The following is a 16,472-nucleotide window of genomic DNA, read 5'->3' as shown; positions in this document are numbered from 1 at the left end:
CGGGCTCAGGGCCGGAACTGCAGAATCCGGTCGTCGCCGTCGCGGGCACTCCCCCGGCCGTCACGGTTGCTGGTGGTGAACCACAGCGTGCCGTCCGGTGCCGCGACGACCGTGCGCAGCCGCCCGTACTGCCCGACGAACTGCAGCGTCTCAGGGCCGAGTGAACCGTCACCGGAGACCGGTACTTGAATCAGTCGCTGACCGCGCAGCGCCGCGACCCACAGCGAACCGCCGAAGTACGCCAACCCGGAGGGTGACGCTTCGCCGGTGCCCCACTCGATCATCGGGTCGACCAATCCCTCGGTGTCCGCGCGGCCTTCGGCCATCGGCCACCCGTAGTTGGCGCCCGGCCGGATCAGGTTGAGCTCGTCCACCCGATTCGCGCCGTACTCCGTCGCCCACAGTCGACCGGCCGAGTCCCACGCCAACCCCTGAATGTTGCGATGGCCGAACGACCACACCGGCGAGGCCGGATCCGGGTTGTCCGCCGGGATCGAGCCGTCGGGGTTGATACGAAGAATCTTGCCGCCCAACGACGATCGGTCCTGCGCCAGCCCAGGGTCGCCGACCTCACCTGTCGCCACGTAGAGCTTGCCGTCAGGCCCAAACGCAATCCGTCCGCCGTCGTGACGGGAACCCGCGGGGATGCCGGTGAGAATCGGCGATTGAGCGCTCAGGGTCCCATCGTCAAAGCGCATCTGCACCACCCGGTTGTCCTGCGCCGTCGTGAAGTAGGCGAACACCGTCGTACCCGCGGTCGCCAGCCCCAGCAGACCGCCTTCGCCGCGCGCCGCCACGCCGGCCACCGAACCGACCTGATTGACCACACCGGGTGCCGTCAGCTGTTTGATCGCGGCGCTGTCACGTTCGGCGATCAGCGCGCTGCCGTCGGGCAGAAAGGCGATACCCCACGGCACATCGAGATTGGTAGCGATGTCAGAGGGCCCCGCGGCGTTGGGCTGTCCGCGCGATTCGACGTCGTCTCCGCACGCGATCACCAGCATCACGCTGGCCGCGACTGCGACCACCGCACGCGTCAACGATCTGCGGACCGCCACACAGGCAGTATGACCCCGATGAGCGTCACATCGCGTGCAATGCGCGCTCGCGATCCGGCACCACGAACGACGCACCCGTGTTCGCCTGCGCTCCCGGCCGCGTCACGTAGGGCAGCTCCCGGAAGTCGGCGCGCAGCTCGTCGCGGGTGATGCGGCTGCTGATGTAGCCGCGGCGATCGGCGAAGTACCGGATGTGTGGGTTTTCGGCGCGTATCGCTGCGCGGTCGTCGGGTGTTCCGTCGCCGCCGGAACTGATCGAGGTGGTGACCAGTTCGGTCGCGACCACCGACTCCGACTTGTCCCGCACTTCGGCGGCCCAATGCGAATGGACGTCGCCGGTGAGAACGACGGCGTTGCGCACCGACGAGGCGGCCAGCCCGGCGACGAGCCGGTCCCGGTTGGCGGCATAGCCGTCCCAGGCGTCGGGGTTGACACCGCGGCCGGGCCCAGGCGTGAGGTCGACCTGCGAGAAGAAGACCTGCTGCCCCAGCACATCCCACCGGGCTGTCGAACGCTGAAACCCGTTGAGCAGCCAACGTTCCTGATCCGAACCGGTCAGGGAACGGTGAGGATCGAAACCCTGAAAACAGTCGGAAATCCGGTCACCGCAGGCCTGGTCGGTGCGGTACTGCCGAGTGTCGAGCAGATGGAACGTCGCCAGCCCGCCCCAGCGCACGCGGCGGTAGAGCTGCATGTCGATGCCACGCGGCAGCGATGCCCGGCGCAGCGGCATGTTCTCGTAATAGGCACGCAGCGCCGCAGCGCGTCGCACCCGGAACCCACCCTGCGGCTTGGCAGGAACGTCGTCGGCCCAGTTGTCGGCCAGCTCGTGGTCGTCGAACACCACCAGCCACGGCGCCGACACGTGCGCGGCCTGCAGGTCCGGATCGGTCTTGTACTGGGCGTGGCGCTGCCGGTAGTTCGCGAGCGTCACCGTCTCGGGCCCGACGTGGCGTCGCACCCCGCCGTCACGGGCGGCGTACTCGTACTGGTAATCGCCAAGGTGTACAACGAGATCCGGATGTTCGTCGGCGAGCCGGCGGTAGGCGGTGAACAGGCCCTGCTCATAGTTGGCGCACGATGCGACGCACATGGTCAGCGGCGCGAGCGATCCCGGCAACGGTGCGGTGCGGGTGCGCCCGGCCGGTGAGAGGTGTCCGGCGGTGCGGAACCGGTAGAAGTAATCGCTGCCGGGGCGCAGCCCGGCCAGTTCGACATGCACGCTGTGTGCGTATTCCGGTGTAGCCGTGACTGTTCCGCGTTGCTCGATGCGGATGAACCGCTCGTCGGTCGCCACTTCCCATTCCACCTCGACCGCCCGGGCGGGCATGCCGCCGAACCCGTCGTCGGCAAGTGGATCGGGCGCCAGCCGGGTCCAGATCACCACACCGTCCGGGGTGGGTTCGCCCGAGGCCACACCGAGGGTGAAGGGGTCAGCTGGCATCAGGGTCAGCCGACGTTCCGCAGTAAACCCGACGACCGGCAAGACAGCTAGCGCGACTGCTCCCTTGAGCACGGTGCGACGGGCTGGACGCAGCGACACGTCGCAGTGTCGGTGGCGCACCTTGCCGCGCGGTGACGGGCAGCCATACGGTGTCCTCCCGCGGCAACGCGATTACGCAAACAACTTGCGTACGTTCCCTTTCCAGCGGATGTATTGCGAGAACGGGCGAGTGAACCGACGTGAAGAGCCATCCGTCCGGTTCGTCGACGCAAACTCCTTAACGCCCCTAACCGGTGAACGCGACAGGCGGGGTATTCGCAAAACCTACCCCGCGCCCCATCTCCGGGGTAATCTGCGAGACGACGTATGTAGAAAGCGGTACGTCAGTCAGCTACGGAATCCGAGAGCATGCGGGGCCGGAAATTGACAGAAACGCCACATAAAGCGAAGACCGCAGCACCGTTCATCGGCGCTCCCCCAGGCGAGCGACACGGATCGACGGCGGACGAAGTCCGGTCGCACTACGACCTTTCGAACGACTTCTTCCGGCTGTGGCAAGACCCCACCCAGACCTACAGCTGCGCCTACTTCGAACGCGACGACATGACGTTGGAGCAGGCCCAGATGGCAAAGGTCGATCTGGCGCTGGGCAAACTCGGCCTGCAACCTGGCATGACGTTGCTCGATATCGGCTGCGGCTGGGGCTCCACCATGATGCGGGCGGTGGAGAAGTACGACGTCAACGTCATCGGCCTGACGCTTTCGCACAACCAGCTCGAGCACATCGAACAGCGCTTCGCCGAGTCTGGCAGCAAGCGCAGCAAAGAGGTTCGGCTGCAGCCGTGGGAGGAGTTCACCGACCCGGTCGACCGGATCGTGTCGATCGGCGCGTTCGAGCACTTCGGCTTCGAGAAGTACGACTACTACTTCAAGAAGACCTACGAGTTGATGCCCGACGACGGCGTGATGCTGTTGCACACCATCGTGTCGACGAGCAAAGAAGAAGTGGCCGAGATGGGCCTCCCGACCACGATGTCGCTGCTGCGGTTCTTCAAGTTCATCGTCACCGAGATCTACCCCGGCGGCCGGATACCGCTCATCAAGATGGTCGAAGACGGCGCTGTCGGTGCAGGCTTCCACGTCACCCGCAAACAACGCCTGCGCCCGCACTATGTGAAAACGCTCGACACCTGGGCCGCCAACCTGGAGGCCAAGAAGGACGAGGCGATCGCGATCACCTCCGAAGAGGTCTACGAGCGGTACCTGAAGTACCTGACCGGCTGTGCGGACCTGTTCCGCAAGGGCTACACCGACGTTTGCCAGTTCACCTGCGAGAAAACATAACTCAGCACGATCCATCGAGGAGGTCATCCACATGGCTGTCACGACGGAAACGGCGCCACTGCGACCCCATTTCGAGGACGTACAAGCGCACTACGATCTCTCCGATGATTTCTTCGGGCTGTTTCAGGACCCGTCGCGGACCTACAGTTGCGCGTTCTACGCGCGTGACGACATGACACTCGAAGAAGCGCAAATGGCCAAGGTCGACCTGGCCCTCGACAAGCTGGGTCTGCAGCCCGGCATGACGCTGCTCGAGGTCGGCTGCGGCTGGGGTGCGCTGATGAAACGCGCGATCGAGAAGTACGACGTCAACGTCATCGGCCTGACTCTGAGCAAGAACCAATACGCCTACTGCCAAAGCCTTTTGGGGAAGACAAGTACTGACCGCTCGCACCAGGTTCTCCTGCAGGGCTGGGAACAATTCGACGCCCCGGTGGACCGCATCGTCAGCATCGAGGCATTCGAGGCGTTCGGTAAGTCGCGGTATGCGGCATATTTCGATATGACCAACCGGGTGTTACCCGCCGATGGGCGCATGGTGATCGAGACGATCTTCACCCATCCGATCAGCTACTGGCCTGAGCATGGAATCGCAGTGACCTTGAGCGACATGAAGTTCACGCGGTTCCTCGGTAAGGAGATCTTCCCCGGCGGACAGCTGCCCTCCGATGTGGACATGGTCGAATTCTCATCCGGAGCAGGGTTTTCCACCGACGAGATACAGCTCATGAATGAGCATTACGTTCGGACGCTCGACACCTGGTCGGCGAGCCTGGCCGAGCGCCGCGACGAGGCCATCGCCATCACGTCGCAAGAGGTCTACGACCGCTACATGCACTACATGACCGGCTGCGCGGACTTCTTCCGGCGTGGGCTCGCCGAGGTCGCACAGTTCACCTTCAACAAGCGAAACTAGTACGCGCCGAACGCCAATACGACGTTGTGCCCGCCGATGCCGAATGAGTCGCTGATCGCGTAGCGGTAATCGCCGCGGCGCGGCTGATCGGCCACCACATCCAGGTCGATCTCCGGGTCGCGGTTTTTCAGGTTGAGGGTGGGCGGTATGACGCCATCGCGCAGGGCCTGCACCGTCAGCACCGCCTCCACCGCTCCGGCCGCGCCGAGTGAATGGCCCAAAGCTGCTTTCGGCGCATACACCGCGGGTGCGTGACGGCCGAGCGCATGGTGGATGGCACGAGCCTCGGCCTGGTCACCGAACACCGTTCCGGTGGCGTGGGCGTTGACGTGGTCGATGTCGGCCGCGGTGAGGCCGGCAAGTTGGATGGCCCGGCTGATCGCCGCACCGGCCCGCTCCCCTCCGGGGTCGGGCTTGATGACGTCATAGCCGTCAGACGTGATGCCCACCCCCATGAGACGGGCCAGGATCGGCGCACCGCGTGCCTTGGCGTGCTGTTCGGTTTCGATGAGCATCAGCGCGCCGGCTTCACCGAGCACCATGCCGTCGCGGTCCTTGTCGAACGGGCGGCACGCGGCGGCCGGATCGTCGTTGTACGTCGACAACATGCCCAACCCGAAGAAGGCCGCGACGGGCACCGCCTCGATCCAGGTCTCGACCCCACCGCAGACCGCGATATCGGCATCACCAAGGATGATGTGCCGCCACGCATGTGCGATGGCCGACGCGCCCGAGGCGTCCCCCATCAGCGGAGAGATGACTCCCGCCTTCGCCTTACGATCCAGTGCGACCGCAGCCGCCGGCGCGTTCGGCATGTACTTCTGGATGGCTGTCGGGGGCACAGCGCGCAAACCCTTTTCCAGCCAGGTGTCGTATTGGAGGGTCATCTCCTCCGTCGTGCCCAGCGCCAGCCCGATCGAGACGAGCAAGCGTCTGGTGTCGATGTCAGGTGATCCGGCGCTGTCCCAGAGCCGGCGGTCGAGCACCGTCGACATCTGCTCCATATACGAAAGCCGCCGCCGCTCAATGCGGCTCAGAGTCTGGTCGAAAGTCTCCAACACGTGCCCGCCGATACGCACCGGCGAATCGAACTCGGCGACAAACGACTTGTCGAGCACGCCGATGCCACTTCGGCCCTCCAGCAACAGCTGCCAGGTGTCCTCGGCGTGGGTCGCAAGAGGCGTCGTCGATGCGACCGCAGTAACAACGACGTCGGCCAACCCATCGCCGGTGGTCTTGGCAACCATGAGGTGTGCTCTCGTTTCTGCGTTTGCGAGCTGTCACGGTGACACTTACTACTTTAGGGCTGCACATACCCGCTCAAGTCGAATTCGTACCGTTCAGCGCCGAGTCCCGCATTGGCGGCCTACGGTGAATGGCCCGCCGGCCGCGTGCCTTGCCATTGCTGGGCACGCTCATATTCGACCGCACGACGCTTAAAGCATTCTCGAATCTCACCCGGACCGGCAAGCTCCTCGGGACTCCCCAACCACCCGGCGCCGTCAGCGGCCGACTACTCCGTCTTGCGCATCGACGCGCACTGGAGCGGTTCGCGCGGCGCGCGTAATGCGCAGTACCGCAACATATTTGCGGGCTTGTTGACAGGGTCCCCAGATCGGCGTGTACTGGACCTACAGGGCGCGCCGCCCCGCTGACCGACAGCTTCTCCCTGTTCGACTTTCGACGGCACAGGGACAACAGAAGTGATGTTCCTTTTCGGGATCCCGGCCAGCGTGGTGGCGTCGCTCTTTCGTGTCTGAGCTCAGCGCTTCGGTCGGAGAACCCCACGCCACCCGTTATCGGGCAGCGCGTGGGTGAAGATGATCCGCAAGACCTGCAGGTACTGGCGTGGCATCGACCCGGTGGTGTAGGGCAGCCCGTATTTCTCGCACAGTGCGCTCACGCGCTCGCCGACCTCAGCCAGGCGATTACTCGGCAGGTCGGGAAACAGGTGGTGTTCGATCTGGTAGCACAGGTTCCCGCTGGAGAATGCCATCACCGGACCGGCTTTGAAGTTGGCCGCACCGAGCATCTGCCGCAGGTACCACTCGGGTTTGGTCTCCTCCTGCAGGGTCTCCGGGCCGAACTTCTCGGCGCCGTCAGGGAAATGACCGCAGAAGATCACCACGTTCGCCCAGAGGTTGCGCAGCAGATTGGCGGTGAAGTTGGCACCGAGCGTCCGGCGCCACTTCCGTCCGCTCAGCGCGGGCAGGATCACGTAGTCCTTCGCGAGCTGGCGGCCGATCTTGGCACGCAACGCCTTACGGGCAAGATCCTTGCCGGCCTCGGTGTCGGCCCGGTCCCGCGCGGCGTAGAAGTCGTGCAGGGCGATGCCCCATTCGAAGATCACCGCCAACAACACATTTCGGAGCGGCTGCACGAGATGTTGCGGTTCCCATTGCTGGTCGCGGCTCATCCGCAGTACTCCGAAGCCGAGATCGTCATCGACGCCGAGTACGTTGCTGAATACGTGGTGGTGATAGTTGTGCGAATACCGCCACTGCGCGGACGGCCCCACCATGTCCCATTCCCAGGTGGTGGAGTGGATCTCCGGATCGTTCATCCAGTCCCACTGGCCGTGGCCCACGTTGTGACTGATTTCCATGTTCTCGACGGACTTCGCATACGCCAGTGCAGCCGTCCCCGCCCACCAGCCGACCCTGGACCGGCTGCCGACGATCAGCAACCGTGCCGCCACGTCGAGCGCCCGCTGGAACGCGATGGTGCGCCGGATATAGGCGGCGTCGCGCGCACCGAGCGATTCCTCGATGTCACGGCGGATGGTGTCGAGTTCGGCGCCGAACGCCTCGATCTCCACCGGCGTCAATTTCGCGTACGCAGCGATGTCAGTGATTGCCAACTGGGATTCCCGGTCTGTCGATGTGCGGCGGCAGGTTCCGGACCACCTCGTTGACCATGAGCCTATGCGCCAAGACAGATCTGTGCCATAACGCGAGGTCGATGGACGAGACTGGGCCCATGACCGAGCCTATCCCGACCCGTGTCGCGGTCTACCTCGATTTCGACAACATCGTGATATCGCGGTATGACCAGGTCAACGGGCGTAACTCGTTCCAGCGCGACAAGGCCAAGGGCCTCGAACAGGACAAACTGGACAACTCCACTGTCGACGTCGGCGCAGTTCTGGACTTCGCATCGTCGTTCGGGACCCTGGTTCTCACCCGTGCGTACGCCGACTGGTCAGCAGACGTTAATGCGGGGTACCGCCAGCAGCTGGTGGGCCGGGCGGTCGACCTGGTGCAGTTGTTCCCGGCGGCGGCCTACGGCAAAAACGGTGCCGATATCCGGCTGGCCGTCGACGCGGTCGAGGACATGTTCCGGCTGCCCGACCTGACCCACGTGGTGATCGTGGCGGGCGACTCCGACTACATCCCGCTGGCTCAGCGATGCAAGCGGCTGGGGCGCTACGTGGTGGGCATCGGCGTGGCCGGGTCGTCGAGCCGGGCGCTGGCGGCCGCGTGCGACGAGTTCGTCATCTACGACGCGCTGCCGGGCGTGCCCGCGATCGAACCGGAGCCCGCCTCCGAACCCGAGCCGCCCAAGCGCACCCGCCGCAAGAAGGCCGAACCCGATGAGCCCGAGGCGCCAGACCCCCAGACCGCGGCAACCGCGCTGCTGACGCGGGCCCTGCAGATCGGACTGGAGAAGGACGACGTCGACTGGCTGCACAACTCGGCTGTCAAGGCTCAGATGAAGCGGATGGATCCGTCATTTAGTGAGAAGTCCTTGGGTTTCCGGTCTTTCAGCGATTTCCTGCGGTCCCGTTTGGACGTCGTCGAGTTGGACGAGAGTTCGACGACGCGCATGGTGCGGTTGCGCCGCGACGAGTGAGCGCTCAGCCGATCGACACCAAATGGTCGAGCTCATCCCTGGGGAGTTCGCCGTCGACGACGGCGGTGACCCGCATTTCCGTCAGCGTGATGGAACCGCGGTGGTTGTCCAGGAATGCGGTGTCGGCGGCATCGCGTCCGGTGGCGATGCGCACCAGGCTCTGCCTCGGCGCCAGCAACGTCCCGTCGATCGCCCGCCACCGACCGTCGACGAAGGCTTCGGCGACCGCATGGAAGTCCATCGGCTCCAAGCCCGGTGCGTACACCGAAACCACACGCGCCGGAACGTTGACCGCCCGCAGCAGCGCCACCACCAGGTGTGCGTAGTCGCGGCAAACCCCGGCGCCGGCGAGCATGGTGTCGACCGCTCCGTCGATGGGATCGCTGGAACCCGGGACATAGCTCAACCGGGTGCCCACCCACTTCGAGACCTTCTCCAGCAACGTCGCGGAGTCAGTGTAGCTACCGAATTCCGTTGCGGCGAAGCCGAAGAACTTGTCCGATTCGGCGTAGCGGCTGGGCCGCAGGTACATGGAGAGGTCGTATTCGGTCACCGGCGCCGGATCGGTCCGGCCGATGACCGTCGCCGTGTAGTCGACACTCAGCCGGCCTTCCGTGGCATCCAATTTGTGGATGCGATTGCCGTGTGTGCCACTGATTTCCATAGCCTGCACGGGTTTTCCGTCGAGCATGAAGGAAAGTGATTCGAATACTTGAGTATTCGGATGTGGCGCGACGGCGATCTGGAATTCCAGCGTCGTCGGCGCGACGATATCGACTTCGAGCTGCGCGCCCACATCTCTTTTCACAAGGCCAATAATCCCACAGCCAGGCATGCCTCCGCGCGCGCGAGCGAGGTGTACGGTCGAGGAACCGGGACCAACACAGGCCCCCACATCAAAGGGGCCTCCGATGGCCGACAAGTCTCCGCGTCAGAGCATGACCAAGAAATCCGGCAAATCGCTCAAGGAGAAACGCGCTGTAAAACGCGGTAAATCTGCTGAGGCGTCATCCACCGAGACCCTCCTGCACCCCAAGAAGCACTGAGTCTGGACTGACTCTGCGCGTATGGCGCGATCGTGTGAGTAATTAGGTGCATCAGCGCAGGGTCAACGTGAAGGGCGCCTACCGAAACGCCCCATTGATCACCGGTTGGGTGATCATGCCCTTCTCCACGCCCCACATGGTCGCGATGGTCCGGTATTCCCCGGTCCCCATCACGTGTTCCAGCGCCAGCCGCAACGACTCCGCCAACCCGGACCCCTTGGCCACCGGCCACCCGTAGGGCGCCGAGTCGAACACGTCACCGGCCGGCTGCAGTGCCCCACCGCTGAGCTTGATCGCGAACCCGGTGACGGGCGAATCCGCCGTCATGGCATCGACTTCCCCGGCGATCAGCGCCTCGGTCACCTCGTCCTGATGGGTGTGCACGACCTTCTCGATCGGCGGCAATCCAGCCGCAACGCAGGCGTCAGATTTGGCCGGAATCTCCTCGGTCTCCTGAATCGTGCTGTAGGCCACGCCAACTCGCAGCCCGCACGCGGCGGTGGGATCGACCGTCGACCCGGTCTGCTGCGCCCATAGCGTGCCCGCCTGGAAGTAGGTCACGAAGTCGACCTGTTGCTCGCGTTCCATGGTGTCGGTGATCGACGACATCCCGGCGTTGAAATTGCCGTCGTGCACCGACGGCAGGATCCCCTCGAATCCCGTCTCGCGGAAATCGGGAACCAGTCCCAGGGTTCGCGAGATCGCTTTCATCAGGTCGATGTCGAAGCCGACGATTTCGCCGTCGGAATTCTTGAACTCGTTGGGCGCGTATGGCACATTCACGCCGATCACCAGGCGGCCCGTCTCCCGGATCTCGGCGGGCACGGTTCCCGCGATCTCGGGCACCGCACCCAGCGGCGCCTCGACCGGCCCCGTCGTCGACGCCGTATCGGCCAGTGCGGGTGCACGCCCCGATCCGCCGTAATCGCGTAGCTGCCAGACACCAAGCGTGCACAACGCCGCCACCACAACCGTCGCCCCTGCAATCGCGACCACTCGCCGGGGGACCCGCAGCCGGCCCCGCACCTGGCGCGCCGAATGCCGACCGGAGCGCCCTGTCGCGCGGACCGCGACCGCGAGCGCAGCGCGCGCCGCGGACGCCAACTCGGCGGCCGTCTGATACCGCTTGGCCGGCTTCTTCGCCATCCCTTTGGCGACCACCTCGTCGAAGGCTGCCAACCGGGCGTTCTTCTCCGATGGCCGGGGCGGCGGCGACACCATGTGGCCGGCGATCTGCTGCTCCAGGCTGTCCACGGGATAGGGCCTTGCCCCGGTGAGGCATTCGTAGAGCACGCACGCCAGCGCGTAGATGTCGGACCGCGGGTCGACCTTGCCGGTGTCGAACCGTTCCGGCGCCATGTACGCCAATGTGCCCAGCGTGCTGCCCACGGTGGTCATGCCCGCCTCACCCGCGGTACGGGCCAGGCCGAAGTCGATGAGGTACACGAAGTCGTTGTCGGTGATGAGGATGTTGGACGGCTTGACGTCGCGGTGGATCAGGCCGGCCTCATGCGCGGCGTCGAGCGCCTTCGCCACCTGCTCGACCATGTCCACCACGAATGAGGGCTCCAGCGGCTTCTCGGCCCTGGCCAGCATGGCCCCGAGGTTGCGCCCCTCGATCAGCCGCATGTCCAGATAGAGCCGGCCGTCGATCTCGCCGAAACCGTGGATCGGCACCACGTGCGGATCGTTGACCCCGGCTGCCGCGTGCGATTCCCGCTTGAATCGGTCCTGGAAGGTGGTGTCTTGGGCCAGGTGCGGTGGCAGCACCTTGAGCGCCACGATGCGGTCGGTGTTGGTGTCGTAGGCCTGGTAGACCTCGCCCATCCCGCCGCGGCCGATCAGCTTTTGCAGCTCATAGTGCCCGAATGGTGTCGCGTCCACTCGTCGCTCCTCAGCAGCAGGCCCCCCGGCACCGTCGATCGAAGTTACATCACATTGGCAAAATTGACGCCCGCAGTGACTGATGGGACCGATGTGAATTCGTAATTGCCCAGATCGCGACCAATGACCGACATCGCACATCTACCCGGCTACCTTTGTCGGCGGACCGCGAAAGGGGGAATATGCGCGTTGACGGACGGGACATCGCTGTCACCGGCAAGCTGCTGCAACCGTTGACCCGACGCACCAACGACATCCTGCGCCTGACGTTGGCCTCAGTGTTCCTGGCTACGGTCATCACCAGTTCGCTGATCACCCGCTACGAGTGGGAGGCGCTGGAACAGTCCATCTCCGAGATCGTCGGCGTGCTGACGCCCACCCAGTCCAACCTCGTCTATCTGCTGTATGGCATCGCGATCGTGGCGTTGCCGTTCGTGATCCTGGTCAGCTTGGTCCTGTCGCGGCAATGGAAACTGCTCGGCGCCTATGCGGCCGCAGCTCTCATCACCATGTTGTCGCTGTCCATCACCGCCAACGGCATCGCAGCCCCGCGTTGGCATTTCGACCTCGGTGACCGGCTCGACACCCAGCTTTCGCAGTTCCTCGACGACCCGCGCTGGATCGGCATGCTGGCCGCGGTCCTCACGGTGTCCGGGCCGTGGCTGTCGCGACGGCTACGCCGCTGGTGGTGGACTCTGCTGCTGGCATTCGTCCCGATTCACCTCGTGGTCAGCGCCGTGGTGCCGGCCCGATCGCTGCTCGGCCTGTCCGTGGGTTGGTTCGTCGGGGCCCTGGTCGTCTGGGTGGTCGGCACCCCGGCGCTGGAAGTGCCGCTCGACGGCGCGGTGCGGGCGCTGGCCCGCCGCGGATTCAACGTCTCCGCGTTCACCGTGGTTCGCCCGGCCGGTGCCGGACCGCTGCAGCTCGACGCCGCATCCCACGATCCCGACGTCACCGCCGTCGTCGAGCTGTACGGACCCAACCAGCGCAGCGGCGGTGCGGTGCGCCAGCTGTGGCGCAAGTTTCGCCTGCGCTCCAACGAAACCGCTCCCCTGCAGACCTCGATGCGTCGCGCCGTCGAGCATCGCGCCCTGATGGCCATCGCGATCGGCGACCTCGGGCTGGCAAGCACGTCGACCATGTCGGTCGCTGCACTCGACCGCGGCTGGACGCTGTACGCCCACAACCACAAGCGGGGCACACCGCTGGATCAGAGCACCGACGAGACGACCGTCGGCCGGGTCTGGAACGCGCTGCGCATGCTGCACGACCACCAGATTTCCCACGGCGATCTGCGCAGCAAGGAAATCACTGTCAACGACGGTGCGGTGCTGTTCGGCGGCTTCGGCAGCGCCGAGTACGGCGCCACCGACGCCCAGTTGCAGTCCGACATCGCGCAGCTCCTGGTCACCACGACCGCGTTGTACGACGCGCCGTCGGCGGTGAATGCGGCCATCGAGGCGTTCGGCCGCGACACCGTGCTGACCGCATCACGCCGACTCACGAAGTCGGCGGTGCCCGCGCCGGTCCGCGAATCCGTTCCGGACGCAAAGGGAGTCATTACCAAGGCCCGCGACGAGGTGATGCACCAGACCGGCGCCGACCAGATCCAAGCCGAGACCATCACCCGGTTCACCCGCAACCAGGTGATCCAGCTGGTTCTGTTGGTGGCGTTGGTCTATGTCGCCTACCCGTTCATCAGCGCGGTGCCGACGTTCTTCTCCGAGCTGCTCACGGCGAACTGGTCGTGGGCGCTACTTGGCCTCGCGGTGTCGGCCTTGCGATATGTGGGTGCGGCCGCCGCGTTGTGGGCGTGCGCCGATCGGCTGGTGAGCTTCCGGAATCTGTCAATCATGCAGGTGGCCAACACCTTTGCCGCGACCACCACGCCCGCCGGAGTCGGTGGGCTTGCGCTCAGCACCCGGTTCCTGCAGAAGGGCGGCTTGAGCACCGCGCGTGCCACCGCGGCGGTGGCCCTGCAGCAGTCGGTGCAGGTGATCGTGCACGTGCTATTGCTGATCTTCTTCAGCACCGCGGCCGGCGCGTCGGCCGACCTGTCGCATTTCGTGCCCAGCGCGACAGTGCTGTATCTGATCGCCGGCGTCGCACTGGGCCTCATCGGTGTGTTTCTGGCGGTCCCCAACCTGCGCAGATGGTTGGCATCAGCGGTTCGACCCCGGCTGCAAGAAGTCACCGACGACCTGGTGAAGCTCGCACGCGAGCCGCAACGGCTGGCGTTGATCGTATTGGGCGCTGCCGGAACGACTCTCGGTGCCGCGCTGGCACTGTGGGCCAGTGTCGAGGCGTTCGGCGGGGACACCTCGTTCGTCACTGTCACGGTCGTGACGATGATCGGTGGGACCTTGGCTTCTGCCGCGCCTACCCCCGGCGGCGTCGGCGCCGTCGAGGCAGCCCTGATCGGTGGCTTGGCCGCGTTCGGCGTGCCCGCCGCGATCGCAGTCCCCGCGGTGCTGCTCTACCGGGTGTTGACGTGCTGGCTACCGGTGTTCGTCGGCTGGCCGGTGATGCGGTGGCTCACCAAGAACGAGATGATCTAGCGACCCTTCCATGTCGCCTTGAAGCGGGGCAGCGCCTCGAGGGCTTGGGTGAGGAGATCCCGCACGACGGCGTCATCCACATCATCGACCGAGTTGTACCCGAGTTTTCGAACGAACTTCGATGATCCCGACGGCTCGAACCCCGCGCCGGGCTCGCGCAACAGGCTGCCGAAGTGAAACACCAGGTGTACCTGATGTTTGGTGGCCGCCACAGCGCAGATCCAGTGGTCGAAATCGCCATCAACGGCGAACGTCAACTGCCGCCACTTGATGGCCGCGTCGAAGGACGCATAGCCGGTAATGATGGATACGAGACGCTCTGCGATCGGGCGAGTTGCAGCGGGGAGACCTGCCACGAACTGAGCTGATGGATCGTCACTCATATCGCCACGCTAGGTGGCCGCGCGTGTGCTGGTGAAGTGGGATGATCAACTGTCATGGATCGCGCAGACCTGGTCCGCCGAGCCGACGGCCTGCTCGCGGACATCGGCAAGCTCCGCGCTGAGATCGCCGCGGACCTCCGGTCCAACACCGACGCTGTGGTTGACAAGGCCCTGCAGTCGGCGCCTCTGGAGCGCCTGCGCCCGTATCTCACCCGCGGCACCCGCATCAGCGCGCTGATGAACTCGCAGTTCCGTACGGTCGCCGACATCTACACCGTGCCGGCCCGGGTACTGACCCAGGTGCCGGGTGTCGACATCGCGACCGCACAAGCGGTCCAGGCCGCGGCCCAGGCGATGGCCGACCACATCCGCTCCACCACCAGGCCGCGGCTCTCCGCCGACAACCCCGACGACGCCGCGTTGCTGACCAACCTCGTCGTCCTCACGCGCGCAGACGTCCCCGCCAAACAGCTGCGACGGCTGCTCCCCCGGTTGCGTGCGCGGGCCGGGTCGCCGGCCACCGATCCAGATCCGCTGGCCAACAAGGTTGCCGAACTGATCGATCGGGTCGAAGACGCCCGCAAACCCGACTCGGACGTCTGGATGGCGTACCGGAAGGACGCCGTCCCGGTCGACCAGCTACTCCGCGAATTTGCCTCCGGCACAACCGATGTAGATGCCGCACAAGGGTTCGTCGGGGCGCAGGTCGCCGCGCAGGCCGAACGGACAGGCCTGGATCTCTCATTGGTGCACACCGAATTGCGCAGCTACCAACTGTTCGGCGCCCGATACGCCGTGGCGCGGCAACGGGTTCTGCTGTGCGATGACCTGGGCCTCGGCAAGACCATCCAAGCTCTCGCGGTCGCCGCGCACCTGGCTGCCGTCGACAAGATGCGTCATGTGCTGGTGATCTGCCCGGCCAACACCAGCATCCACTGGGTCAACGAGACGGCCAAGCACACCGAACTGACGGCGATCGAGATCCGCGGCAGCCAGCGTGAGGCCCGGCTCGCCGCGTGGAAAGACAACGGCGGCTTGGCCATTGTCTCGTTCAGCATGCTGCAGCGCATCACGCTGCCGGAGCGGCCCGGGTTGGTCATCGTCGACGAGGCACACCTGCTGCGCGACCCCAAGTCCGACCGCACCCGCGCGGTACGCAATGTCCTGACGTCCGATGACCGCATCCTGTTCCTGACCGGTGTGCCGATGCACACCCGGATCGACGGCTTCCGTCATCTGATCGACTTCCTGCAACCGGACATCGCGGGCAAGGTCACCCCGAACACGGGCAGGCAGGGCTCGATCGCGTTCCGCCGGGCAGTGGACCGCGCATACCTGCGTCGCGACTACCGCGACGTCGTCGACGAGCTGCCGCTACGCATCGCCACCGAGGAGTGGGTGCGGTTCAGCAGCACCGACCGGGAGCGTTACCGACGTGCGGTCTCCAGCGGCAATTTCACCGCCATCCGCCAGGCCGCCTGGCCGTCCGGCGCCCCGACTCCGACCGCCAAACTGGACCGGCTGATCGAACTCGTCAGCGAGGCACAGATCAACGGGGCCCGCGTGGTGGTGTTCTCGCATTTCGCGGCCGTACTCGAAGTTATTCGAAAAGCATTGCCGGGGAAGGTATTCGGCCCCGCCGGCGAATCGGTGTCCGATCGGCAGGCGATGGTCGACGCGTTCGCCACCGACCGCGGGCCAGCCACGCTACTGGCCCAGATCAGTGCAGGTGCCCTCGATCTGCGACGGGTATCCGCACCCGTCGTGATCCTCGTCGCCGAACCGCAATGGCAGCCACGTGCCGAACGTCAGGTGATCGGGCGGACCCAGCGCATCAGCGACCTGCACACGGTGCGGGTGCACCGGCTACTGGCCCGCGGCAGCATCGACGAACCGATTCACCGGCTCGCGCAGCACCGCGACGCAGTGCGGCCACATCAGGACGAAATTGTCCGCGCCGAACAGGCGAGGCTGACGAGGTAGCGCC

At 65.4% G+C, this 16,472-nt stretch carries 13 protein-coding genes; 6 read left to right on the top strand and 7 right to left on the bottom strand.

Annotated elements, in window-relative coordinates:
* Positions 1–5: 5 nt before the first annotated feature.
* A complete protein-coding gene (locus ABQF30_RS01235; RefSeq protein ID WP_448463343.1) occupies positions 6–1,004 on the bottom strand; it encodes a PQQ-dependent sugar dehydrogenase in 999 nt (332 codons plus the stop codon).
* A gap of 79 nt (positions 1,005–1,083) precedes the next feature.
* Complete coding sequence (locus tag ABQF30_RS01230; protein ID WP_448460373.1) at positions 1,084–2,502, bottom strand: alkaline phosphatase D family protein; 1,419 nt, start codon at positions 2,500–2,502, stop codon at positions 1,084–1,086.
* Positions 2,503–2,925: 423 nt separating this feature from the next.
* Between ABQF30_RS01230 and ABQF30_RS01225 the strand changes: the two genes are divergently transcribed.
* On the top strand, positions 2,926–3,846 hold the full coding sequence (locus tag ABQF30_RS01225) for a cyclopropane mycolic acid synthase family methyltransferase (protein WP_448460371.1): 921 nt from the start codon (positions 2,926–2,928) through the stop codon (positions 3,844–3,846).
* 31 nt (positions 3,847–3,877) lie between these two features.
* Entirely contained in the window at positions 3,878–4,762 is an 885-nt protein-coding gene (locus ABQF30_RS01220; RefSeq protein ID WP_448460369.1) for a cyclopropane mycolic acid synthase family methyltransferase, read from the top strand.
* Here the strand turns inward: ABQF30_RS01220 and ABQF30_RS01215 are convergent.
* Both ABQF30_RS01215 and ABQF30_RS01210 read right to left on the bottom strand, forming a co-directional pair.
* Positions 4,759–6,009 (bottom strand): KasA/KasB family beta-ketoacyl-ACP synthase, encoded by a 1,251-nt coding sequence (locus ABQF30_RS01215; RefSeq protein ID WP_448460367.1) that lies wholly within the window; start codon positions 6,007–6,009, stop codon positions 4,759–4,761. The two genes, ABQF30_RS01220 and ABQF30_RS01215, sit on opposite strands and share 4 nt — an antisense overlap.
* 515 nt (positions 6,010–6,524) lie before the next feature.
* A complete protein-coding gene (locus ABQF30_RS01210) occupies positions 6,525–7,622 on the bottom strand; it encodes a fatty acid desaturase family protein (RefSeq protein ID WP_448460365.1) in 1,098 nt (365 codons plus the stop codon).
* A 119-nt stretch (positions 7,623–7,741) separates the two neighbouring features.
* On the opposite strand from ABQF30_RS01210, the gene ABQF30_RS01205 reads away from it, so the two are divergent.
* Positions 7,742–8,614: an NYN domain-containing protein gene (locus tag ABQF30_RS01205; protein WP_448460363.1), complete on the top strand. Its 873-nt coding sequence runs from the start codon at positions 7,742–7,744 to the stop codon at positions 8,612–8,614.
* A 4-nt stretch (positions 8,615–8,618) separates the two neighbouring features.
* Here the strand turns inward: ABQF30_RS01205 and ABQF30_RS01200 are convergent, their stop codons facing one another.
* Positions 8,619–9,449, bottom strand: a complete 831-nt coding sequence (locus tag ABQF30_RS01200) for a transglutaminase-like domain-containing protein (RefSeq protein WP_448460361.1) — start codon at positions 9,447–9,449, stop codon at positions 8,619–8,621.
* Positions 9,450–9,525: 76 nt separating this feature from the next.
* Between ABQF30_RS01200 and ABQF30_RS01195 the strand changes: the two genes are divergently transcribed.
* Positions 9,526–9,660 (top strand): hypothetical protein, encoded by a 135-nt coding sequence (locus ABQF30_RS01195; RefSeq protein ID WP_448460359.1) that lies wholly within the window; start codon positions 9,526–9,528, stop codon positions 9,658–9,660.
* Positions 9,661–9,738: 78 nt separating this feature from the next.
* Here the strand turns inward: ABQF30_RS01195 and stpK7 are convergent, their stop codons facing one another.
* Positions 9,739–11,544, bottom strand: a complete 1,806-nt coding sequence (stpK7, locus tag ABQF30_RS01190) for a serine/threonine protein kinase StpK7 (protein WP_448460357.1) — start codon at positions 11,542–11,544, stop codon at positions 9,739–9,741.
* A gap of 182 nt (positions 11,545–11,726) precedes the next feature.
* Between stpK7 and ABQF30_RS01185 the strand changes: the two genes are divergently transcribed.
* Entirely contained in the window at positions 11,727–14,102 is a 2,376-nt protein-coding gene (locus tag ABQF30_RS01185) for a flippase-like domain-containing protein (protein ID WP_448460355.1), read from the top strand.
* Here ABQF30_RS01185 and ABQF30_RS01180 read toward each other — a convergent pair.
* A complete protein-coding gene (locus tag ABQF30_RS01180) occupies positions 14,099–14,485 on the bottom strand; it encodes a DUF1801 domain-containing protein (protein ID WP_448460353.1) in 387 nt (128 codons plus the stop codon). The two genes, ABQF30_RS01185 and ABQF30_RS01180, sit on opposite strands and share 4 nt — an antisense overlap.
* A gap of 54 nt (positions 14,486–14,539) precedes the next feature.
* Here ABQF30_RS01180 and ABQF30_RS01175 point away from each other — a divergent pair, with 54 nt between their 5' ends.
* The gene (locus ABQF30_RS01175; RefSeq protein WP_448460351.1) at positions 14,540–16,468 is read left to right on the top strand and encodes a DEAD/DEAH box helicase; all 1,929 of its coding nucleotides are present in this window, start codon (positions 14,540–14,542) and stop codon (positions 16,466–16,468) included.
* Positions 16,469–16,472 lie beyond the last annotated feature (4 nt).

This window comes from Mycolicibacterium sp. XJ870 (genome assembly GCF_053483975.1).
Note: the sequence above shows the minus strand (reverse complement) of the source record. Positions and strands in the feature narration are given on the sequence as shown.

What these genes read in the sequence shown, in the direction of transcription:
- ABQF30_RS01185 (WP_448460355.1), top strand. Translation starts at nt 11,727, where the DNA reads ATGCGCGTTGACGGACGGGACATCGCTGTCACCGGCAAGCTGCTGCAA.
- ABQF30_RS01180 (WP_448460353.1), bottom strand. Translation starts at nt 14,485, where the DNA reads ATGAGTGACGATCCATCAGCTCAGTTCGTGGCAGGTCTCCCCGCTGCA.
- ABQF30_RS01230 (WP_448460373.1), bottom strand. Translation starts at nt 2,502, where the DNA reads ATGCCAGCTGACCCCTTCACCCTCGGTGTGGCCTCGGGCGAACCCACC.
- ABQF30_RS01215 (WP_448460367.1), bottom strand. Translation starts at nt 6,009, where the DNA reads ATGGTTGCCAAGACCACCGGCGATGGGTTGGCCGACGTCGTTGTTACT.
- ABQF30_RS01205 (WP_448460363.1), top strand. Translation starts at nt 7,742, where the DNA reads ATGACCGAGCCTATCCCGACCCGTGTCGCGGTCTACCTCGATTTCGAC.
- ABQF30_RS01235 (WP_448463343.1), bottom strand. Translation starts at nt 1,004, where the DNA reads ATGCTGGTGATCGCGTGCGGAGACGACGTCGAATCGCGCGGACAGCCC.
- ABQF30_RS01200 (WP_448460361.1), bottom strand. Translation starts at nt 9,449, where the DNA reads ATGCCTGGCTGTGGGATTATTGGCCTTGTGAAAAGAGATGTGGGCGCG.
- ABQF30_RS01175 (WP_448460351.1), top strand. Translation starts at nt 14,540, where the DNA reads ATGGATCGCGCAGACCTGGTCCGCCGAGCCGACGGCCTGCTCGCGGAC.
- ABQF30_RS01195 (WP_448460359.1), top strand. Translation starts at nt 9,526, where the DNA reads ATGGCCGACAAGTCTCCGCGTCAGAGCATGACCAAGAAATCCGGCAAA.
- ABQF30_RS01220 (WP_448460369.1), top strand. Translation starts at nt 3,878, where the DNA reads ATGGCTGTCACGACGGAAACGGCGCCACTGCGACCCCATTTCGAGGAC.